Raw genomic sequence first — 21,660 nt, 5'->3', positions numbered from 1 at the left:
TCACTCAACTTCTATTTTTGTCATAGATAATTTTTAGTCCTTTTAAGGTTAACATGGGATCGTACACATCAATGACATCTGTCTCTGAATAAATAATCTTCGCTAATCCTCCCGTGGCAATGACTTTCATGTCTGGTCGCTTCATTTCTTCTTTCACTTTCTTAACAATGTATTCCACTTGTCCTATATAACCATATACAAGTCCTGCCTGCATACTCGTCACGGTGTTCTTAGCTAAAATACTATCAGGTTTCTTGATTTCTATTTCTGGCAGCTTTGCCGCTTTTTGCCATAATGCATTCGCAGCAATCTTAATACCCGGTGATGTAATGGCCGCATTAAAAATACCATCCTCTGTGACCACATCATAGGTAGTAGCTGTCCCAAAATCAATGACAATAGCTGGTCCTCCATAAGTATCATAGGCACTTACTGTGTTCACAATACGATCAGCGCCAACCTCTTTTGGATTATCTGTACGAATATCAATACCCGTCTTTACACCAGGTCCAACAATAATGGGTGTTGTATCAAAATATTTAATAATACCACTCACTAAAGAGTACATGATATTAGGTACAACAGAGGCTATAATCACATCTTTTATCTCATCTTTATCAATGCCTTTACTCAGCAGCAAATTATACATAAATAACCCATATTCATCTGACGTACGTGGTGTCTTGGTGGTCATACGCCAACTGACAACAAGGTCATCACCTTTAAATGCGCCAAGTACGATATTCGTATTACCGATATCAATGACAAATAACATATCCATCACATCCTTATCTTTTTTATCATTTAGTCTCTCATACTAACTTCTTGTTATAACTGTGTTCATCTATTATACAACGAGCTTATACCTTAACAGCATTGAAGGAAGATATACACTATTAGAGGGTTGCTCTCATATTAAGCGACTTAGCCTTAATCAATATGAGACCCATGGACAGGTATATCTTCCAACCACTTATTGCTTATTGAACGTATCATCTTAAAACACCTATGCTGCCTATATCTAGATGACTCTATTTATTACCTCTATAATATACTTTTTTTAAGGCCAATACCACCGCTAATGTTGCAACAGCTGCTACCACTGCTTCACCAACACCGGAGGTCGTGGCTACTGCTATAACAAATTTCTGAGCATTCATACTAAATTTCTCTACAATAACATCATCATACAACACATAAATCATCCCAAGGACACCAATGGTATTGATAAAACTTCCCACAATGGCACCAGCAGTGACAGCAATGGTCTCGCCCGCTTTTAACTTGCCTAACAGGTTTTTTAGAAGTGCATACACATAGTAAGCACCTACACCAATTAAAGCTCTTGGCAAGACTGAGATCAATGGATTCATAAACAATGGGTCTAGCACCATGGTAGGCATGGTAAATGCTTTAACCAACGTGGTTAACCCAAATCCCAAACCAACAATAAGCCCCATAATGGGTCCTTCCAATATAGCAATAATAATCGTCGGGATATGTAAGATTGTAGGATTAATGGGTGGAATAGGCAGTAAGCCCAAAGGTGTGTAAGCTAAAATAATCGTAATAGCTACCATCACAGAAGCCAAGACAAGCTTCCTTGTCGACATTTGTTTCATTTTAATAACCTCCTGTTCTCGTTCCTTATGGATACAAGACATATATAATATGAATCATATTATAACACAAAATGATTAAAAGACAACAAGCGATTGATACAATCCATTATCATCCCCAGCACACCTACCAATTATTCACCAACCACCCTATGACACCCTCCTTATACCCTACCTAAATAGCATAATCCACACAAGCTCGCCCACACACAACCTGCTTAATAAAACCACCAACCATCTTATGGTCTGGATTTATCTGATAAGCCTCTAGATCATCTATAGTCTCTACATCCACCGTTAACACCAAATCATAATTCTCATCATCTGCCTCCTCATGATTAAGCCCCACATGCAGCCACTTGATCTCAGGCACCTTACCCACAAGCCCCTCCAACAAAGCCTTCGCCTTTAACAGATTCTCCAATCGACCAGATCCTCCTGCCTCTTCCAAAAACTTAAACATCACTACATGACGTATCATAATATCTTCCTCCTAATCACTATTCTGTTACTAAAATAGTATCATAATCCTTATCATTTACACCAACTACCCACGTAGCCCAGTAGGGTATTTATGCTATAAAAACAGTGACTTTTAAATAGCTATTCGTAAATCTTAGTAAACGAAAGGTGATTTACCCGTTAAAAACCTTAATTGTCTGACCGCAGGGAGTTTTAAGGTTTAGGGTAAATCACCTGCAGTGCACTTAGTTTTACGCATAGCTATTTAACTAAACTTTTTTATAGCATAAATACCCTACGCCATCTTGCACTAACCTAAATCCCATACCTATCAGCCTCTTTATTCCTCCCCCAAGTAAAACACCCTAAAATAAGTCTCCAAAGCCTCCCACAACTCCTGCTTCTCCTGCTGCATCTGCTTAATTTTCAATCCACTACCAATATCATCAAACAACAAATCATTCTCATCTACCTCTACTTCAAGAAATAAATCACCATTCTCCTCAAACCCAATGGTAAAAATCCCACCAATATCCTCTGTATATAGAACCGATGTGATTTTTATTTCATCCTTCACCTGCTGAGGCAAACCCTCAAAATCTTCATTTAAATAATACTTCTTATTATAACCATTGGAAACCGCTAATATAACTCTTTCTTCTTCCATAACATTACTCCTCTCTATCCTTTATACATAACCATAAATACCGCGAACGGATACCTCACCTGAATGGATAAGTCTTTCATCACCTTTGTCGTCTATCACAATTAACTCACCTTTATCTGAGACCTTCTTGACAGTCCCAATCAGCACTTCATTCTTCCGAGAAACACGAACTTCTCGTCCAATGTTCACACAATGCTCTTGATATGCGTCAATCATATGGCTCAAATCTTCCGTTTCCAAATACAGCTTATAGTATTTTTCAAACCGTTCTAAAATACGTTTGACCAACACTTTTCTTTCATAGGTTTGCCCGCCTTCTAACAAGAGGGATGTGGCTATTCCTTTAAGCTCGTCTGGAAACTCAGCCACATTCACATTAATACCTATACCTATAACAACAAAATTAATATAATCAATCTCTGAATTCATCTCTGTTAGTAGCCCACATATTTTTTTGCCATTCAACACAATATCATTGGGCCATTTAATTTCAGCTTCTAATCCTGTTACTTCACGTATCACTTCACAAACAGCTAGACCTGCTACCAATGTGACCATGGAAGCATGCTGCGGCTGTATATCTGGTCGCAATAACAGCGTCATCCAGATACCCGTACCAGGGGGCGATACCCATGAGCGACCTCTTCGGCCTTTCCCAGCGGTTTGCTCATTGGCGATAACAACCGTACCATCACGAAGCCCTTCAAGTGCCAATTTTTTAGCTTCTTGATTGGTTGACCCAAGGGTTTCATAGGTGTGTATTTCTTGCCCAATGAAATCTGTATGAAGATCGTAATGCAATTCTTCCTTATTTAATAAATCTGGCGCATTAATAAGCTTGTACCCTTTTCGTGTCACGGACTCAATCTCATAGCCTTGACTCTTAAGCTGGTTGATCACTTTCCAGATAGCTGTACGGGACACCCCTAACGTATGGCTCATTTCTTCTCCAGATATATACGCCTCTGCGTCATATAGTAATTGTAATATTTTTTCCTTCATGAATATGCCTACTTTCGGTTAAGAGACTTACATGTAATCTCCTTGTTCATAACTGTTTTTGATACAATCATTATACCTTTAATTATTCCCAGCTTCAAGATGATTATGGGCTGTTTTACGGGCTATTTTGCTAAATGTCATTGACGAACTCACCTTTTATTGTTTATACTGTAAATATCATACATATACAATTATAGTAGGATGAAGCATGATTCGTATGATTATCCATCAGATGAGAGGAATATATAATATAAGAGAGGTGACCCTATGTTAAAAGTGAATCAACTTACAAAAACCTATGATAAGATTAAGGCTGTCGATAACATCAGTTTTCATGTAAAGGACGGCGAAATAGCTGTATTACTTGGACCCAATGGTGCAGGAAAAAGTACTACCATAAAATCCATTGCTGGTTTATTGCGTTATGATGGCGATATTATCATCAACGACATGCCTAATAAAAGCATTGAAGCTAAGCGTATCTTTGGGTATGTTCCTGAAGCACCTGCTGTTTTTGATATGTTAACCATTGAAGAACATATTAAATATATTGCCAGTGCTTATAAAATGAAAAACTACAAGGCAAAAGCTAAGACGCTTTTAGAAGCCTTTGACCTATGGGATAAAAAAGATAAATTAGGTACCAGCTTATCCAAAGGAATGAAGCAAAAAGTCAGTATTTGTTGCGCTCTATTATTTGAACCAAGAGTTATTCTATTTGACGAACCCATGATTGGTCTTGACCCAAAGGCCATTAAAACCTTAAAAGATGCTTTTCTTAAATTAAGAAATAGTGGCTGCACGATTCTCATCAGCACACACATCATTGATAGTGTGGAGGAAGTATGGGATAGAGCCCTTATTATGAAAGATGGGAAAATTGTTTTATCACGAACACGTGAAGAACTTGCCAACAATAACGAGTCCTTAGAAGACATCTTCTTCCATGTTACGGAGGGTTCGTTATGAGACCATTATTCTATATTATGAGGCGAACGTTTATTAACCGTTTAAAGGCGATTGTTAAAAAACCTGGAACGCTTATACTCTACTTGTTTATAGCGATATTCTTTTTGGGATTTATTGTGATCAGTTTTACCATGCCAAATGAGAATCTATCAACTACCCCTATGATTCCTTTTGACGTCATTTCACTGCTTTTTGTACTCATTCTTACGTTTATTCAATTGCAACAGGGCGTGGAGAAAGGCAGTAGTTTTTTTCGACAAGCGGATGTAAACTTTGCTTTTGCTGCACCAATATCCCCTAAACGCGTCCTTATTTATGGCTTTATTAAGCAGATGATGATGTCTTTTTGGTTGATGTTTGTCTTATTTTTTCAGATACCTAACCTTAAGAATCATTATCCCATCACAACAACAGGCATTCTAATTTTTGTCTTTGGTGTGTTTACGTTGTATTTTACCTTATCCCTTTTATCCTTAATCATCTATTCCATCACATCACGGAAGCAAAGTCATCGGACATTAGCTTCTAGAATTATCTATAGTGTTTATGGTGGGATAGCAATATGGTTCCTTATCATCCTTAGTCGAGTGGGCAATATTGTGGAAGCTGTCACTGAAATATCCAGTCATAAAGCTTTTGGTATGGTACCTATTATTGGATGGTTTAATAAGGTTTTTGGGTATGTGGTTCATCCGATTAACCAGCAGTTTATATTTAATGCTGTCGTTATTGTGCTGACCATTGTTTTATTAATTGCTCTTTTATACTATGTGAATACAGATTATTATGAGGATGTTCTGTCCGCTACAGAGAGACGTGAAACACAGCTTGCAGCTAAGAAGGCTGGGAGAGCTGTTCGGGATATTAATGTTGATAAGGTGAAAAAGGTAAAACAGAACTTTGGCTCAGGTGGTGCAAAAGCTATTTTTTACAAGCACTTAATTGAATACCGTAAAAATGGATTTTTCTTTGTGGGTAAAGAAACCATCGGTGTTGTGTTTGTGGGTATTTTAGCCAAGTTTATTACGAATGACGCCAGTATGCGTACGGTACTTTACTTTAGTGTCTATATGTTATTGTTTATATCCATGCAAGGAAAGTGGATGGAAGAAATCAGAGTACATTATATTTACCTTATACCCGCAGATTCTATAGAAAAAGTATTTTATGGGACATTGGCTAATCATATAAAGAATCTTGTGGATGGCTTGATCTTGTTTAGCGTTGCAGGCCTTCTGGTGAAAGCTGACCCTATAGATATTGTGTTAAGCGCCATCACTTATATGACTTTTGGTGCCCTCTATATCTATTTGAATTTATTAGGCAGACGTCTATTAGGTGCATATAATAAGACCATAAAAACGATATTAAGACTCTTATTAACCGTCCTCTTAATATTACCTGGTATTGTGTTATCCATCTTAGCTGAAATATTTGTTTTCAGAGGTACCCTGTTATCAGCTTATGGACATTACTTTGTGCTTATGGGATACAATGTTGTGATATCCTTTATCATGTTATTATCAAGTAGGAAATTGTTTGAGGTCATGGAGTTGTAGATGGGAAAAAGCGCATTCATGGAGAGTGCGCTTTTTTTATGTTGATAATATGACAAACAAACTTCCCATAGTCAGGTAAAATTTTACAACACATAATATTTGTGTTATAATTATGAAAATAATAAAAGAGGTGGTTTTATGTTCAATAAATCTTTAATATTTAGGTTATTAACATTATTTGTATTTATTTTTACATTTATGGGACAAGTTTCGTTTGCCTGCTCAGATTGTGATAAAAATCTCGTATTAGAGTTGCAAAAAGTTAATGTACCTATTTTTCAAGAATTTTCTACAGATACTTTCACTATTAACTCTGGTCAGTGTCGACCATTATTATCGTTAAACATTGGCGGTTCAGAGGTTAAAGCAAGGTTTATCATCAAGCTTTATAATGCTGATACTAATCAACTCGTTGAAGAACGTACTGAAATAATACAAGTAGGACAAATTGGTTTAAATGGCAGAAGTGTATTTAGTGTACCAAGTCAGGGTAATTATAAATTTGTCTATGAATGGCTGTCCAATAAGCCCCTTCCAAATTTCTCAGTAAGGGTATATGATCAAACAGAAAAACCTTGTTGGTAATACTTATGATATTTAAAAGTAGTAGCCAAACCTGAAAAATAGCCGATTAAGCCGTAAATGCATTTAGTATTCATGCATTTACGGCTTGTTTTATTAGGACCAAGTCTTACAGCGATTAATTACATGACAAACGAAAGTCCTCTTGTCTCCCTTGATATTATTGAGCAGGAGATTGTTTTGAGGTTATGAGTTGTAGATGGAAAAAGCGCATTCATGAAGAGTGCGCTTTTTTCAATATTGTATTGCTATATTAAAAATAACCTTTTGCTTTAAGATAGAATAATCCTCCTATCGTAACAGTAGCAAATATAATCAAACCTATCATAAAAAACAGGAATAGATTAAATAATTTTCTTTTTTGAGGATCCATTTTAGAATTTTGCCAACCTGCAATCCCAATAAAAATAATATTAAAAACAAAAAGTATACCGCCAATTACGACCAGTATGCTAACATATTCTTCATATTCCATAAAAAATTCCTGTATAATTTTTGCTAATGCAACCAACAAACTTATTATAAAAGATAAAATTAATGGCATACTTTGTAATATTTTTCCTGCTTTATAATACTTTATGAAATAGATAAGCAATACAATTGAAACACATAATACCATCGTTATATATATGGGTGTAGGCAGAAATCCAAAACTCAACTTAACTCCTCCTAGTTTATACTGCTTGTATTGATAATCATAACTGCTATATACATTTAACCTAAGTACTAATTTCTTTCATGTTTATGATGAATATCTAGCTAAGCAATGTAACCACAAACCTATAATAGTAACTTCTTCCATAAGCTAATAAAAAATAATTTTACTCTTATATTATGCTATAATTCTTTTATAGTATAGGAGGTATTAACATGGTAATTTACCTAATCTTCCAAATAGCTTTTTTAGTCATTATTACTGTATTGCTTTTTAAGGCAGATATACAAAAAACTATCTATAAATATGCTTTTATTGTGCCTATACAGCTTATCATGCTAACATTAAACCTTTTGAATATACGTAAAGAAGTACGTGTAGTAATCATTACAATAGCTCTAGGTGTAGATTTTATAGCTGTATTAATCTTTATAAAGCGAAAAAAGTTTTCAAATAAGATCCTACAAAATAAATCATCTCATGATAAGATACTTAAAAAAAATATTGATCTATAATTTTAACCCTATTAACATCACCATAGAAACGAACTTAAGCAAAATAAAAATATATCGATTTTTTAATTTCATAGTAAATACCATATAATAGAACCTCATAGTACATTATTGGCATAATCAATAAAAAGATATACTCTTTTTTAGTTAATATAAATAAACCGTTATTTTTTAATTATGATCAGAGCACATGACAAATAAAACATCCCTTTGTCATTGTTACAAGCGATTAATTACATGACAAACGAAATGTCCCTTGTCTTTCTTGATATTATTGAGAAAGAGATTGTTTTGAGGTTATGAGTTAAAGATGAGAAAAAGCGCATTCATGGCGAGTGCGCTTTTTTGATGATAACAACATGACAAACGAAACGTCCCCTTGTCATATTCTGATTGGGATGAATGCTTCTGTTTCTGAGTCTGCGGCGTAGCTTTTGACGGATTTTTTGGCTAGGTTTAAGAAGTAGTCTTGTGAGTCCATGGTGTGATTGCCGCTCTGTTCAATTTTGATATAATCACCATTATGGGTCTTTAACTTGGCTTTTACGTTGTCTTGGAGTAATATGATCAGGATATGTTTCAGCCGTTCTTTAATACGTTCATCTTCAATGGGAAAAAAGAGCTCTACTCGCCGATTGAAGTTTCTTGGCATCCAATCAGCGCTTGATAAATAGATATCTTCATGACCATCGTTATAAAAATAGAATATACGGCTATGTTCCAGATAACGCCCTACAATGCTGCGTATGGTGATACTTTCACTAATGTCCTTGATATCTGGCTTTATGCCGCAGATACCTCGAATTATAAGCTCCATTTCTACGCCAGCAGAAGCAGCTTTGTATAGGGCTTTCATGATTTCTGGGTCGCATAGCGAATTCATCTTTGCAACGATTTTAGCCTTTTTACCCTGTAAGGCGTGTTTTTCTTCCTGTTCAATGAGCTCCATACATTTTTTACGCAGTCCATTTGGTGCCATAATGAGTTTATTCAGCTTTGGTGGTTCTGAATAGCCAGATAGGGTGTTAAACACAGCTGAGGCATCTGCTCCCACTTTTTCATTACATGTTAAAATACCCATATCGGTATAATGCTTCGCCGTCATATCATTATAATTTCCTGTTCCAAGATGGATATAGCGCCTTATCCCGTTATTTTCCATACGAACGATAAGGGTTACCTTGGCATGTGTTTTTAAACCAACAAGACCATAGATTACATGACACCCTGATTTTTCTAATCGTCGTGCCCATTGAATATTATTTTCTTCATCAAAGCGTGCCTTTAATTCCACCAACACGGTGACCTGTTTACCGGATTCAGCAGCTTCCGCTAGTGCTTTGATAATGGGCGATTGTCCACTGACACGATAGAGGGTCTGTTTAATGGCTAATACCCGGCTATCTTTTGCCGCTTTCTTAATCAACGATACCACAGGGCTAAATGATTCATAGGGATGGTGCATGAAAATATCTCTTCTACGAATCCGGTCAAAAATATTTTCCTCACCCAGTAAATCTCTTGGCGTACTTGGTGTATATGCCTCGTATTTCAACTTCATAAAACCTTTTAGGTCATATAATTTCATTAAGAAGGTCAAATCGAGTGGTCCATGGATATGATAGATATCCATATCATGTATGGCCAGAGATGATTGTAGAATCCCTAGCAATCGTCCATCCATGGTGGTATCGATTTCCAGACGAATGGCTTCACCCCATTTACGTTTCTTTACGGATTTTTCTACTTCAATGAGTAAATCGTCTGCATCCTGCTCATCAATGCTTAAATCCGCATTACGAGTAATACGGTAAGGGTATGCACATAACGCCGTGTATCCTACAAAAAGCCGTTGCATAAAATGCCGTATCACGTCTTCTAACATGACGAATACTTTGAACTTCTCACCTTGATTGGGAATTTCAATGGTTCGTGGTAGAACCGATGGTACCTGAACCGTAGCAAACACTTCTTCTCCTGTTCGTTCTAATAAAATAGCCACATTCAAGCTTTTATTGAGTATTAATGGAAATGGTCTGCTGGAGTCTACTGCAAGAGGCGTTAATACAGGATAGATAACTTCATTAAAGTAATCTTCCAAATAGTCTTCTTGCTCATTTGTTAATGCATCAATATGTATAAGATGAATATTTTTTTTCTTAAACATGGGCACAATCTCATGTTGGTAATGGTTATATTGCTCTTCCACAAGTTCATGGGTACGTTTAGCAATCATATCCAGTTGTTTTTTTGGGGTTAATCCAGCTATATCTTTTTTTTCATAACCCACATTAACCTGTTCTTTCAACGATGCAACACGCACCATAATAAATTCATCCAAGTTGGAACTCACAATGGATAAAAATTTAATACGCTCGAATAGAGGGTTTTGGTTATTCATCGCTTCATCCAATACCCTCTGATTAAATTCCAACCAGCTTAATTCACGGTTATCGAAATAACTTGGGTCATCATACTTCTTATACATTAATACAAAATCCTTTCATGCTTAGAGAATGGTTATCCTCTTATTGTTTATTTAACTTCTTAACTGGGTATTGGGTTGCCTTTCATTAATTACCTGTCTAATTTATCTTATGATTATTATACCACATGTTGTCTAATTTATTTTCCATATCCTGTAAATTTTTCCACTTCACCCTTATAACTTTTATAGATATCCACCTTAGGACTGATAAAGAGTAAGTGTATCCATAAGTCAAAATGACGGTTACCAGATAATATCATTTATTCATTCAACTGATATAATTTCTATGGTATAATAAATAAGAGTATCTACCAGTTCAAAATATTATAACTATTAAAGGAGTCCACAAAATGAATGTCATGAACCACAAGGATTTTAATACCCTTATACAGACATATATTGAACAATTAAGTCACTCTGATAAAAGCTCCTTTAAGTTTACAAAATCGGAAGATACCATGTTTAAATCCTCTTCCATGCTGGTAGAAGCCTTTGAACATGTGCATCATGGGATCATTATTCTGAATCATAAAGGCCGTATCCGCCTGATGAATAAACCTGCTAAAAAAGCCCTTCATTGCCATGATGATACGATTTCTGGTCAAACATACACCTGTTTATTTCAACCAAAAAACATACCTTTAATTCATAAAATAGATGATGAACAATTTGCTTTTACCTACAGCAACAATCAAACGTCTACTTTTAACCTAACCTTCAAATATCTAAGTGGCCATAAATATGTCATGATTACCTTAAGAGATCTGACGGATATGAATCACTTACATCAGCAACTGGCTGAAACAAATTTCCGATTTGATAAGCTCATGCAACACACATCAGATGTTTTACTTCGCCTAACCAAAAAGGGGACCATTACGTATTATCATTGTGGTGAAATGATGTCCCTCAAATTAAATGCACGTCAATATTTACATAAAAATGTATTTGAACTCTTGCCAGTTGATTTAGCTAAACAAGTCATTTCTACGGCAAAAAAAGTACTGGCAAGTAACCAATTACAAACCTTCAAAGCCCATCTTGACATCAAGCAAAAAAAATATTATTTTCTTGTGCGCATGTTCAAGGATGTGGACGACCAAGTCATGTGCCTAGCTCGAGATATCTCTGAAAAAATTTCCATAGAAAATAAATTGGAATATTATAATATATATGATTCCCTTACAGGTCTTTATAACCGTACGTATTTTGAGGACCGTTTGGATTATTATGATGACCCTGCTTTTTTACCTATGGGTCTGGTTATCTGTGACCTAAATGGACTAAAATTAGTTAATGATACCCTTGGTCATTCTATGGGCGATAGCATCATCAAAGAATCATCCCGTATTATCAAGTCTGCTCTTAGCAATTATGAAGAAGCCTGTCGTATTGGCGGTGATGAATTTGCTGTCTTCTTTCCTAATTGTAATCGAGCGCTCTTAGAAAAATATAAAACCACCATTATGAATGGGCTAGATACGTACAACACATCACATCCTAAATTACCTCTAAGCCTATCCATTGGCTATAGCTTAAAAGAAACCATGGATACGGATATGGAATCTGTGTTTGTAGCTGCTGATAACAACATGTATCATGAGAAACTACTCATGGGTATAAAGAACCGTAATACCATGATGGAAGGACTGATACAATCCGTAACACACAAGGAATACAAAACAGAAGCTCAGAAAAAAGCCCTTAATGATTATGTAGTGAAACTTGCAAAAGCTATTCATTATCCGCATCAAAACATGGATAACCTGAAACTGTTCGTTGATTTTCATGATATTGGGGAAGTCAGTATCCCAGACTATATACTCTATAAAAAAGAACCTCTTACGGTAGAAGAAATTGAATGGATTAAACGCCATAGCGAAGTTGGTTACAAAATTTCACTCTCCATCCCTCATTTGTTTCATATTGCTGATTGGATTCTCAAACACCATGAGTGGTGGAATGGAGAAGGGTATCCCCTCAATATAAAGGGAAGTGATATTCCACTAGAGTGCCGTCTTTTTGCCATTGTTGAAGGTTACATGGCTATGATTAGTGAAAAGCCTTACAAAAAAGCTCTCTCCAAAGAGGAAGCCATCGAGGAGCTCCGTTCTTGCGCAGGCGAACAATTTGATCCTTTTATCGTGGAGCAATTTATTAAACTCCTTAAAAAACAGGACACCCTTACAGGCAATGATGATGTCTAATGTATTATCTTTAGAATCGCTGTATGAAAGAAGCTAATAATTTGGTAAAATTATCTTCTCGGATCATGTCACTCTCTTTGTGAATGCTCTTTTTAACCAATCTAAGAAAATTATCAAAGTTATACACATGAAACCGTTCAATTCCCAATGTTTTCCCCAAGTGTTCTAGTACACCGATGATAAAGTCACTATAATCCCATTGATTTTTCATGCCAAGTTTTCTTGCAAGCTTCGGTATACCCTCTTCCAACATGCCTCGGTTAGGTGCTTTGCTATTGACACGTAGATAGGCACACAATTTCTTTTTATAACCCCAATGCATATTAATTAAGCGTTTTAATACATACCGTTCGGACTTATCCATTTGCAGATAGTAATACTTGCCCCTTAACCCATTGATCTTACGGACCGTATCATAATACCCCAATTTAATGTTGCCATTCACTTTATCTTTATCAAATTCTAGTAGCCCACCTAAGTCTTCAGAAGGAGCTATTTCAAAGATATTAATATGCTTCATGGAAGGCTTTTTATCAAAGCCAAACCCTTGTATTTTAATGACAATGATGTTTTTATAACCTTCTTTAACCAACATGTTGGTAGGTGAATTATTATAAAATCCCCCGTCAATATAACGCTTGCCATGGAGCTTTTCTGTTTTAAACACAGGTAAATACGAGCTGGCTAATAGAAAATCATGTAATCTGCCTTCCTCGATATCTTCAATAAAAAGTTCTAAAGGCTTTCGATCCGATAAGGATACGGTGACAAGCCCAAAACGAATACCCGATTGCCTTACTTTATCTTCATCGACCATCCTGGCAATTAGTGTCTTAAGCGGTGTAATATCAACCCCTCTATCCATAACCACTTGAAACATCTTATTAAACACTTTTTTCAAATCTAGCCCTTTAAAATCAAAATGAGCCAGTTTTTCCATGACAGCATCTTCCCCTTTAATCACATGAGAATACTTAATATGCTGCCACAATCCTATGGCTTTATCTATATCGTTTTGTGCCACTAATACGCCATTTAACGCCCCAACAGATGTGCCAACAATAGCCGTTATGTTTACATCTAACGATTTGAGGGCAGCTAATGCCCCAGCTTGATAGGCACCACGTGCACCACCGCCTTCAAGGACAACACCATATTCTTTTTTGGGATCCAGTTGTTTACGCATGCTACCACCTCCTATACACTTATGTTTGCCTATTCCTGCTATCGTCTACTATTTATTCTATAGATAACGTAAAGGAGTCTAATCTCCTATAAGCCTGTTGGACTTAGGAAACAGCTCCTCTTCTTTTGATGTAATCAATAATCTTCACAGTAAGCAAGATCGTACCGCTTAGAATCATGTTACCATAATAGGTAATCAATCGCCATAAAGCCATGGCGTATAATAAAACATCTTTGGCGATAAAAGCCTTAAACAGAACATAAAAGCTTCCTTCTGATGCGCCTGCACCACCTGGTGTTGGTATAAAGCTTACCACCACGTAGACAATGGTCTGTATGGCCAATATATCCATATAGCTTGCACCTTTTCCACCTAAAGCTAGATAAACAAAGTACGTAATGGAAAAATAGGCTGTTAATTGGATAAATGTGAGTACCACTAGGCTGATCATGGTTGCTTTATGATTCTTAATATCATCGATCTTGTCTACATAATCCTCAATATGCTCAATAATTTCATCTCTGTGAATAAATTTTGATACATGCAGTTTGTTAGCTATAGCAATGATAATATCCAGTAATTTAATCACTAAACTTTTGGAATAAGATAGTAGTATAATCAGGATGCCACCAAATAAATTAACCAACAGTCCTATGATAATAAACATGATGATACCAGCATATTTGTTCAATATAAAATCAATTTTTGTTAGAAACATAACCACCGCATATAGCGATACAACCACTTGAAAGATAATAAATTTCTTAACGGTAATGGTTGTGCCAACAGAAATGGGCATGTTGAACTTTGTTTTCATAGCATATATCTGAGCTGGCTGGCCACCACTTGCAAAGGGTGTGATTAAGCTATAATATTGCCCCACTAGGGATAAGTACATAGAGCGTTTAAAAGTGACTTCTTTGGATATTTTTTTACCAGCGGTATAGATAATGGTAGCGTTAATGACGATGTAAAATAACATCAAACCAACAGCAATATAAACATAACCCCAATGTAAACGTTTGATGAGCTGTGGAAAATCTGCGATTTCTTCACTCTTTCTAAATATATGAAAGGTAATAATCATAAATGCAACAATAATGATTATACCAATGACTTTCTTCTTTTTCATTATTTGTCTCCCATAATATGTTAGGTCACGATTTCATGCAACATACTTCCTCTATTCTATTAGCTAATAAGGTAACACATGAAGTGCCTTCTTATTTAGCTTTACTTGTTTTTTTAATCAGTGCATCTCTTGATATCCAAACTTCCTTTGGTTCTCTTAGTATAGTTTTTCCCTTCTTAGGTTCAGAAAATGCAATCTTTATGAGATTATCCCAATATTTAATGAAGAGCTTTAACCCTATGCTTCTTATTTCATGGACTTCAAAACCCAGTCGTTTATTAATGGGATAGAGCAGTGTCCGCCCAAATATACCTTTTAAATCAGCATACTCTTCCATACTTGCAAGGGCTTTTCCCATGGCATTAAACTCGGCGTTTAACATGCCAAATACCTTTCTTACATCTGTGTCTTTCATCTCTTTGTTATTAATATGTACTTCAGCTACAAGGTCACCTTTATGAATAACGGTACCATCGTTTAGTGTGATAGCCTTACCTTTATGCTTCATCATGTCTAAGTAAACACAATTATATTCTGAGTTTGGTACGAAGCGCCACTGATTTTTTTCAATGGATCTCTTTTCCATATAGTTAAAAAAACGCATCATTAGTTTATGCATTATCGTCTCCTCTTTCTGCTAAACTTTCATCAACGGTGACAAAATGAAAGCCCTTTTTTAATAATTTAGGAATGGTTGTTTCAAGAGCTTGTAAGGTATTCTCCGGTGCACCTATGGCACCACCACTATCATGTAATACAATAATATCTTGATCCTGTGTACGCCTTAGCAGTATTTCCTCAATCTGGGAAGGGCTATTATCCTTTCGCCAATCAAAAGCTTCAACGGTCCATAGTATAACCTTCAACTTATGTTTTAAAGCACCTGGTAAGGTAAGCGCGTTAAACGTTCCCCAAGGAGGACGGAAATACGTGATATGTAAACCCAAGTCAGAAAAAATGGCCAATGATTTAGAAAACTCGTTGATGGTCTCATGGGGAAGACTTAACCAAGCTGGTTTGTGGTACAAAGAATGCATACCGATGCCATGGCCTTCTACTTTCATCCGTTGAACTATGCCGCTATTTTTTCTTGCTTTATCGGCCACTAAGAAAAATGTGGCCTTGATATCATGCTCTTTTAATATATCCAGTAATCGATTGGTATACATAGGGTCTGGCCCATCATCAAATGTAAGGGCTATGCTTTTCTTGGTCTGGTTCTTAATGGTACGTATCACATCTGGTGTTTTATGCCTAACCATGTAATTAGGTATGACCATATACCCTAAAAAGACGATTAACAGGATAGATAATATGCTAATGACCAACATTTTTTTCACCACGATTCTCAGCTGCTACGTCTAATATATCTAAGATATATTGAACCATAGCTTCCATATCAATTTGATGCCTCTCTTTTTCAATATGCCTTAGCACATCTTGGCGCATACGTTCATCTTCCATGAACTGGGTAATAGCTGATTTTAATGCTGTTTCACTCTGGACAATCATACCCAACTTTTTATCCGCAATGTACTTACCATTCTCGCATTCTTGCCCTAATATGGGCTTATATATAATGAACGGCAAATGACTGGATAGAGCTTCAAATAAGGTAATACCACCTGGTTTTGTAATGAGTAAATCCGCATATGCCATCATGTCTGCTATCTGATCTGTATAGGCTAATACATGGATATTACGACCATTATTGTATGGTTCTATTTTTTTATAGAGTTCTTCATTATGACCTGTGATAATATATAAACGAATGGAAGTATGTTCTTCAATCCATTGATAAAAATCTTCTGTATCTGGTATAAGACCGAGCCCTCCACCCATCATCAATATGACAAATTCATCAGCTGCAATGCCTTGAACCTGTCTTAATGTCAAAGCATCTTTAGGTTGTAAAAATTCTGGTCGAATGGGGATGCCTGCTGTGAGAACCTGTTGGCTCTTGATCCCTTTTTGAACGAGGCTATCTTCAACATCATGGGTAGCTACCACATAGTACTGGTTGTCCCCATGATTGACCCATTCATTTCCCTTTACCACATCTGTGATGCATGTAATTAACGGAATATCGTTATCATACTGTTTCTTATAGGCTGTAATATAAGAGGAACACGTAGGGAATGTGGATATAATAAGGGAAGGTTGCACTTCCTGTAAATATTCTGCCAACCTTTTTAAGCTTGATTTACAAGTGTGCAACTTATTATAGCCTTCACTGTTATTTTTTTTATAATAATCATAATTATATACGGGTACAGCATATTTTATTAAGAATTGGAAACCCTTATACATCCATGTATGAAGAACAGGTCTTATGACTTCATACATGTCTACTATATGCACTTTAATACGGTTATCTTTATCCTGTATATAGCCTTCAATGGCTTTTGAGACGGATAGATGCCCACTACCAAAATGAGCAGTTAATATTAATATATCACATGTATTATGCATTTTTAATCTCCATGGTCATATGATTATTGATGAGTTTAATACACAGGTCAATGGTACTATCAATGGAATGGTCCTTAGACATTGTACCCATGTTTTGCTTTAACCACATGATTTTACTGGGGTCTTTCATAAGGATTTCAACCACTTCGTCTAATTCTTTAACACTGTCTACCTTAATGGCTGCCCCTGCATTTACCAATACTTCCGCATTCTCTTCTTCTTGACCGGGAATAAAATAGGGAATAATCATAGGAATATTCTTAGCTAATGATTCCGTTACGGTTAAGCCGCCTGGTTTGGTAATAATCACATCAGACAGTTCCATGAGCTCTGGAATTTTATCGGTAAACCCAAGTATTTCAATATGCTTATTAGGTATATATTCACCATATTTTTCTTCTAATGACAACCGAAGTGTATCATTATTACCGCAGACAACGATGATTTTCAGTTCTTCTTCAATATTAAGTAGATTCTTTAATGCTTTTTTTATGGCGCTGACACCCATACTACCACCCATGAGCAGAATGGTGAATACGCTGTCTTTTTTCTTCACCACATTATTTTCTGTAAAGATACGTCGGATAGGAATACCATATACATGTACCTTGTCTGGTGATATACCTCTTGCTACAAAACCATTTTTCGTATAAGTGCTTCCTACCACATAGGCATCCACATAATCATTAATGTAACTCTGATGAGGCAAGAAATCTGTCACCACAGATAAAAACGGTACATTAATGATATGATCCCGCTTAAGTGTTAAGATGACGTCAACAATTAAAGGATGGGTGCTGATGATAAGGCCTGCATCTTCTGTCTTAACCAGTTCTTCAATCTTGTCTCTTAGAGCAGATAGAAAAATTTTAGCGACTGGTTTGTTCATGGTTTCGTTGTTACTGATTTTATAGATTGTACCATACATCTTAGGCATTAATGTGGCTAAAATCTTGTACCCATCGGATACCAATATATCTAATGACTTACTCACTTCTTTTAGTGGTTCAACAACAAGGGCGTCATACCCTTTTTCGCTTAATTCTAACTTGAGTGCATCGGCAACTTGATTATGTCCATGGCCTGTTGATGCCGATACAATGATTATTTTCTTTTTCATCACTATCCCCCTAAATTAATACATTAAAAAGCTTCATCATCCTGTGACCTGCTTTCTTTCATAATTTAGTAGTATATCTTTCTTTATACTATCTATTGCTGTCTTTTTATTAAGTTATTATCCAAGATATACTTGGATGCGTCCACCAATTGTAGGGCACGCTTATATTCATGTGACAAGTCTTTGTCTTCAATCTCTTCGCCTGTCTCAATATCTTTTGCTTTACTTGTTTCAAATAATGCTTCTCTGGACATTTCAAAAATAATGCCATCCGTAACAAATGATCCTCTTAACATATATGTGATGGATGCTACAAAACCTTTTTCTGCATTCACAATATCCTGTCCAAGCACATATGGATTGGTGATGGGTTCACCTAGTAAATTAGCCACAGTTGGCAAAAAATCCACTTGCCCACCAACAGTCGATATGGTTTCTTTTACACCTGAACCGGGTATATGAATGATAAGCGGTATATTCAGCATCTCATTATAGTCGTATTCTTTGCCAAGATACTCTGTCATATAGTCATAATTACTGTCATCTTTGCAATTCAACCCGTGGTGGTCACCGTATATGGCTATCATGGTATCCTCATATAATCCTTTTTCTTTCAAGGATTCAATAAATTTACCAATAGCCCTATCCGAATAAGCTACTCCCTGCATATAGTTACCAAATACCGAACCTTTATCCTCCTCTTTAACATCAATAATCTGATGTTCTTCTGGCATGGTATAGGGGTGATGGCAAGATAATGTGATGATAAAACTATAGAAAGGTTTCTCCATGTTATCAATGTATTCAACAGTTTGTGAAAACAAGGCCTCATCGGATAAACCAAAGGAAATCTTTTCTGTTAATTCCAGATCTTCTAAGCTGATATAATCTTCCCATCCTTGGTTAGGATAAGCTGCTTCCCTGTTCCAAAAATCACCTTCATAGCCATGAAATACAGCCGTTTGATAACCATTTTCCCGCATAATCCAAGGTAATCCATAAAATGTATTATCTTGATATAAACGATAAGACTCACCTTCTATAACCGGATACAAAGAGTTCTGTGTAGAAAATTCTGCATCGGAGGTGTTGCCTTTTCCAATGCTCTGATAATAATTATCAAAGTATAGTGAATCTTTTCCTATGAGCTTATTCAGATTGGGTGTTAGTACCTGATCGTTATAGGATGCGCCAATAGGAAAATTCTGAAGCGATTCCACTTGAATAACGATTAGATTTTTACCTTGAGCAATACCTTGTAATGCCTTATGATTCGGTTTTATAACGTTCATGGTTTCCAGTGTTTCTTGAACATCTTCTGTGGATTCTACTTGTATGTCATCATATCCAAAAATCTTCGTGTATATATCATTTATATGATAGGTTAAGAACTCTGTATGACTAACCGCTTTCACTGCATCCACATTCATTGGATTCCATGCCATTAACAGCAAGCCACCGAACAATAAAGAAATCAGTGCTTTCTTGTAAGGTTTAAACCAAATGGCATGCTCGCCAGTTATACGTTCCCGCTTCTTCTTTAAATAGAAATAATATATTGGTATATCTAAGAATAACAATATACTAATAGGTGGTGTGGTAAATGCGATACTTTCATCCACAACAATGAGATTATTCATCTGTGCAACTTGGCTAACGGATGGTAATTGGTTGAAATAACTGTAATAAACACAGTCTGCAAACATTAAAAATGTAAGGAATGTATACACCAATAAAAACCATTTGTTGCTGTGCTTGCCATCACTAAACAAAAACAAACTAAAGATAGCAATGAAAAAGATGAAGGTCATGCCACCTAAAATGATACTAGGCTTATTGAATCCAATTAATAAATAAAAACATGCAATTTTAATCACTAATATCATAACCATGATGATATCTTTGTAAGATATTTTTTTTAATGTACTCATCTCAATTTTCTCCCTTATTATAACTCCAAAAAACGTCTTAGATCTACAATAAGATATTGTCCTAGGGGTCACTTAAATATAGGCTAGCTCGACTTTCTTATAATCATTTATGTCTAAGCTAGCCTATCCATTTATTTATTTCGCCTAACGACCATATATCTTACTGCTCTTGGTCATCCTTAACAACTTCTACGACAGATCTAGCTAAGCCTGCTAGACCTTGAATCTCCGATGGAATAATAATCTTTGTAGCTTTTCCATCTGCTGCTTTTACAAAAGCTTCGAGACTCCTAATGGATATAACTTCTTTTGAAGGATGTGATTCGTTAATCTTACGAATACCTTCTGCAGTTGCTGTCTGTACCTTCAAGATAGCTTCTGCCTCACCTTCTGCTTCTCGAATAGCAGCTTCTTTTTTGGCTTCTGCACGAAGGATTGCTGCTGCTTTTTGTGCTTCCGCTTCGAGAATGGCGGATTCCTTTTTACCTTCTGCTACTAAGATAGCCGATTTCTTTTCTCCTTCTGCTCGAAGGATTGCTTCTCTTCGACCTCTCTCTGCCTTCATCTGACGCTCCATAGCATCTTGAATTTCTGAAGGCGGAATAATATTCTTAAGTTCCACACGATTCACCTTGATACCCCAAGGGTCTGTGGCTTCATCTAGAATGCTTCTCATTTTTGTATTAATTAATTCTCTAGACGTTAAGGTTTCATCTAACTCTAAGTCACCAATAATGTTACGAAGTGTTGTTGCCGTAAGATTCTCAATGGCTGATAATGGATTCACAATACCATAAGCATAAGCTTTTGGGTCTGTAATCTGATAATACACAACCGTATCAATTCTCATGGTAACGTTATCCTTGGTGATAACAGGCTGTGGTGGAAAATCTAACACTTGCTCCTTGAGGGATACACGTCTTGCAACTTTATCAATAAGTGGTATTTTAATATGAAGTCCAACAGACCATGCTGTTTGGAAAGCACCTAAACGCTCAATAACATATGCATGAGCTTGTGGTACTACCTTAATGCTCGATACAATCAATAGAATGACAATAACAATGATACCTATTCCTACATATTCCATATTTATT

20 protein-coding genes are annotated in these 21,660 nt (G+C 36.1%); 5 read left to right on the top strand and 15 right to left on the bottom strand.

Translation table 11 applies throughout. The annotated features are described in order from the left end of the window. Positions 1-4 precede the first annotated feature (4 nt). The 5 genes from HZI73_RS04280 to HZI73_RS04260 all read right to left on the bottom strand — a co-directional run bounded on the left by HZI73_RS04280 (position 5) and on the right by HZI73_RS04260 (position 3,750). Positions 5-775 carry a type III pantothenate kinase gene (locus HZI73_RS04280; protein ID WP_212697029.1) on the bottom strand — a complete coding sequence of 257 codons (771 nt, stop codon included), beginning with the start codon at positions 773-775 and terminating at the stop codon, positions 5-7. 256 nt (positions 776-1,031) lie between these two features. Further along, positions 1,032-1,622 (bottom strand): ECF transporter S component, encoded by a 591-nt coding sequence (locus tag HZI73_RS04275; RefSeq protein ID WP_212697028.1) that lies wholly within the window; start codon positions 1,620-1,622, stop codon positions 1,032-1,034. Between the two features lie 172 nt (positions 1,623-1,794). Further along, positions 1,795-2,100, bottom strand: a complete 306-nt coding sequence (locus HZI73_RS04270) for a Dabb family protein (RefSeq protein WP_212697027.1) — start codon at positions 2,098-2,100, stop codon at positions 1,795-1,797. 321 nt (positions 2,101-2,421) lie between these two features. After that, positions 2,422-2,748 carry a DUF6145 family protein gene (locus HZI73_RS04265; protein WP_212697026.1) on the bottom strand — a complete coding sequence of 109 codons (327 nt, stop codon included), beginning with the start codon at positions 2,746-2,748 and terminating at the stop codon, positions 2,422-2,424. Between the two features lie 21 nt (positions 2,749-2,769). Continuing rightward, on the bottom strand, positions 2,770-3,750 hold the full coding sequence (locus HZI73_RS04260; RefSeq protein ID WP_212697025.1) for a biotin--[acetyl-CoA-carboxylase] ligase: 981 nt from the start codon (positions 3,748-3,750) through the stop codon (positions 2,770-2,772). Between the two features lie 267 nt (positions 3,751-4,017). Between HZI73_RS04260 and HZI73_RS04255 the strand changes: the two genes are divergently transcribed. From HZI73_RS04255 to HZI73_RS04245, 3 genes are all read left to right on the top strand, one after another. Further along, the gene (locus HZI73_RS04255) at positions 4,018-4,719 is read left to right on the top strand and encodes an ABC transporter ATP-binding protein (protein WP_212697024.1); all 702 of its coding nucleotides are present in this window, start codon (positions 4,018-4,020) and stop codon (positions 4,717-4,719) included. Then, positions 4,716-6,278, top strand: coding sequence for a putative ABC exporter domain-containing protein (locus tag HZI73_RS04250; RefSeq protein ID WP_212697023.1), 1,563 nt, complete (start codon positions 4,716-4,718; stop codon positions 6,276-6,278). The genes HZI73_RS04255 and HZI73_RS04250 overlap by 4 nt, the downstream gene beginning before the upstream one ends. Positions 6,279-6,416: 138 nt before the next feature. Further along, a complete protein-coding gene (locus HZI73_RS04245; protein WP_212697022.1) occupies positions 6,417-6,863 on the top strand; it encodes a hypothetical protein in 447 nt (148 codons plus the stop codon). A gap of 250 nt (positions 6,864-7,113) precedes the next feature. Here HZI73_RS04245 and HZI73_RS04240 read toward each other — a convergent pair whose 3' ends face one another. Next, the gene (locus HZI73_RS04240; protein WP_212697021.1) at positions 7,114-7,518 is read right to left on the bottom strand and encodes a hypothetical protein; all 405 of its coding nucleotides are present in this window, start codon (positions 7,516-7,518) and stop codon (positions 7,114-7,116) included. Between the two features lie 212 nt (positions 7,519-7,730). Here HZI73_RS04240 and HZI73_RS04235 point away from each other — a divergent pair, with 212 nt between their 5' ends. After that, entirely contained in the window at positions 7,731-8,030 is a 300-nt protein-coding gene (locus tag HZI73_RS04235; protein WP_212697020.1) for a hypothetical protein, read from the top strand. Between the two features lie 379 nt (positions 8,031-8,409). On the opposite strand, the gene HZI73_RS04230 is transcribed toward HZI73_RS04235, so the two are convergent. Beyond that, a complete protein-coding gene (locus HZI73_RS04230; protein ID WP_212697019.1) occupies positions 8,410-10,515 on the bottom strand; it encodes an RNA degradosome polyphosphate kinase in 2,106 nt (701 codons plus the stop codon). Between the two features lie 350 nt (positions 10,516-10,865). Here HZI73_RS04230 and HZI73_RS04225 point away from each other — a divergent pair, with 350 nt between their 5' ends. Then, positions 10,866-12,722 (top strand): sensor domain-containing diguanylate cyclase/phosphohydrolase, encoded by a 1,857-nt coding sequence (locus tag HZI73_RS04225; protein ID WP_212697018.1) that lies wholly within the window; start codon positions 10,866-10,868, stop codon positions 12,720-12,722. Positions 12,723-12,732: 10 nt separating this feature from the next. Here HZI73_RS04225 and HZI73_RS04220 read toward each other — a convergent pair whose 3' ends face one another. The 8 genes from HZI73_RS04220 to HZI73_RS04185 form a co-directional block, all read right to left on the bottom strand. Next, on the bottom strand, positions 12,733-13,908 hold the full coding sequence (locus HZI73_RS04220; protein WP_212697017.1) for a patatin-like phospholipase family protein: 1,176 nt from the start codon (positions 13,906-13,908) through the stop codon (positions 12,733-12,735). 103 nt (positions 13,909-14,011) lie between these two features. Then, on the bottom strand, positions 14,012-15,040 hold the full coding sequence (locus tag HZI73_RS04215; protein WP_212697016.1) for a lysylphosphatidylglycerol synthase transmembrane domain-containing protein: 1,029 nt from the start codon (positions 15,038-15,040) through the stop codon (positions 14,012-14,014). Positions 15,041-15,131: 91 nt separating this feature from the next. After that, on the bottom strand, positions 15,132-15,659 hold the full coding sequence (locus HZI73_RS04210) for a YkoP family protein (protein WP_212697015.1): 528 nt from the start codon (positions 15,657-15,659) through the stop codon (positions 15,132-15,134). Continuing rightward, positions 15,652-16,383, bottom strand: a complete 732-nt coding sequence (locus tag HZI73_RS04205; RefSeq protein WP_212697014.1) for a polysaccharide deacetylase family protein — start codon at positions 16,381-16,383, stop codon at positions 15,652-15,654. The genes HZI73_RS04210 and HZI73_RS04205 overlap by 8 nt, the downstream gene beginning before the upstream one ends. Next, entirely contained in the window at positions 16,358-17,512 is a 1,155-nt protein-coding gene (locus tag HZI73_RS04200) for an MGDG synthase family glycosyltransferase (RefSeq protein WP_212697013.1), read from the bottom strand. Before HZI73_RS04200 ends, HZI73_RS04205 begins: the two co-directional genes overlap by 26 nt. Next, positions 17,505-18,632, bottom strand: coding sequence for an MGDG synthase family glycosyltransferase (locus HZI73_RS04195; RefSeq protein WP_212697012.1), 1,128 nt, complete (start codon positions 18,630-18,632; stop codon positions 17,505-17,507). The genes HZI73_RS04200 and HZI73_RS04195 overlap by 8 nt, the downstream gene beginning before the upstream one ends. 92 nt (positions 18,633-18,724) lie before the next feature. After that, positions 18,725-20,563 carry an LTA synthase family protein gene (locus HZI73_RS04190; protein ID WP_212697011.1) on the bottom strand — a complete coding sequence of 613 codons (1,839 nt, stop codon included), beginning with the start codon at positions 20,561-20,563 and terminating at the stop codon, positions 18,725-18,727. 160 nt (positions 20,564-20,723) lie between these two features. Continuing rightward, complete coding sequence (locus tag HZI73_RS04185; protein WP_330619686.1) at positions 20,724-21,653, bottom strand: SPFH domain-containing protein; 930 nt, start codon at positions 21,651-21,653, stop codon at positions 20,724-20,726. Between the last annotated feature and the right edge of the window lie 7 nt (positions 21,654-21,660).

This window comes from Vallitalea pronyensis, from assembly GCF_018141445.1.
GTDB classification, from domain to species: Bacteria; Bacillota; Clostridia; order Lachnospirales; family Vallitaleaceae; genus Vallitalea; species Vallitalea pronyensis.
This window is presented reverse-complemented; position numbering and strand designations above follow the sequence as displayed.

What these genes read in the sequence shown, in the direction of transcription:
- HZI73_RS04235 (WP_212697020.1), top strand. Translation starts at nt 7,731, where the DNA reads ATGGTAATTTACCTAATCTTCCAAATAGCTTTTTTAGTCATTATTACT.
- HZI73_RS04275 (WP_212697028.1), bottom strand. Translation starts at nt 1,622, where the DNA reads ATGAAACAAATGTCGACAAGGAAGCTTGTCTTGGCTTCTGTGATGGTA.
- HZI73_RS04265 (WP_212697026.1), bottom strand. Translation starts at nt 2,748, where the DNA reads ATGGAAGAAGAAAGAGTTATATTAGCGGTTTCCAATGGTTATAATAAG.
- HZI73_RS04190 (WP_212697011.1), bottom strand. Translation starts at nt 20,563, where the DNA reads ATGAGTACATTAAAAAAAATATCTTACAAAGATATCATCATGGTTATG.
- HZI73_RS04215 (WP_212697016.1), bottom strand. Translation starts at nt 15,040, where the DNA reads ATGAAAAAGAAGAAAGTCATTGGTATAATCATTATTGTTGCATTTATG.
- HZI73_RS04270 (WP_212697027.1), bottom strand. Translation starts at nt 2,100, where the DNA reads ATGATACGTCATGTAGTGATGTTTAAGTTTTTGGAAGAGGCAGGAGGA.
- HZI73_RS04185 (WP_330619686.1), bottom strand. Translation starts at nt 21,653, where the DNA reads ATGGAATATGTAGGAATAGGTATCATTGTTATTGTCATTCTATTGATT.
- HZI73_RS04225 (WP_212697018.1), top strand. Translation starts at nt 10,866, where the DNA reads ATGAATGTCATGAACCACAAGGATTTTAATACCCTTATACAGACATAT.
- HZI73_RS04260 (WP_212697025.1), bottom strand. Translation starts at nt 3,750, where the DNA reads ATGAAGGAAAAAATATTACAATTACTATATGACGCAGAGGCGTATATA.
- HZI73_RS04220 (WP_212697017.1), bottom strand. Translation starts at nt 13,908, where the DNA reads ATGCGTAAACAACTGGATCCCAAAAAAGAATATGGTGTTGTCCTTGAA.
- HZI73_RS04230 (WP_212697019.1), bottom strand. Translation starts at nt 10,515, where the DNA reads ATGTATAAGAAGTATGATGACCCAAGTTATTTCGATAACCGTGAATTA.
- HZI73_RS04210 (WP_212697015.1), bottom strand. Translation starts at nt 15,659, where the DNA reads ATGCATAAACTAATGATGCGTTTTTTTAACTATATGGAAAAGAGATCC.
- HZI73_RS04245 (WP_212697022.1), top strand. Translation starts at nt 6,417, where the DNA reads ATGTTCAATAAATCTTTAATATTTAGGTTATTAACATTATTTGTATTT.
- HZI73_RS04250 (WP_212697023.1), top strand. Translation starts at nt 4,716, where the DNA reads ATGAGACCATTATTCTATATTATGAGGCGAACGTTTATTAACCGTTTA.
- HZI73_RS04200 (WP_212697013.1), bottom strand. Translation starts at nt 17,512, where the DNA reads ATGCATAATACATGTGATATATTAATATTAACTGCTCATTTTGGTAGT.
- HZI73_RS04255 (WP_212697024.1), top strand. Translation starts at nt 4,018, where the DNA reads ATGTTAAAAGTGAATCAACTTACAAAAACCTATGATAAGATTAAGGCT.
- HZI73_RS04280 (WP_212697029.1), bottom strand. Translation starts at nt 775, where the DNA reads ATGTTATTTGTCATTGATATCGGTAATACGAATATCGTACTTGGCGCA.
- HZI73_RS04195 (WP_212697012.1), bottom strand. Translation starts at nt 18,632, where the DNA reads ATGAAAAAGAAAATAATCATTGTATCGGCATCAACAGGCCATGGACAT.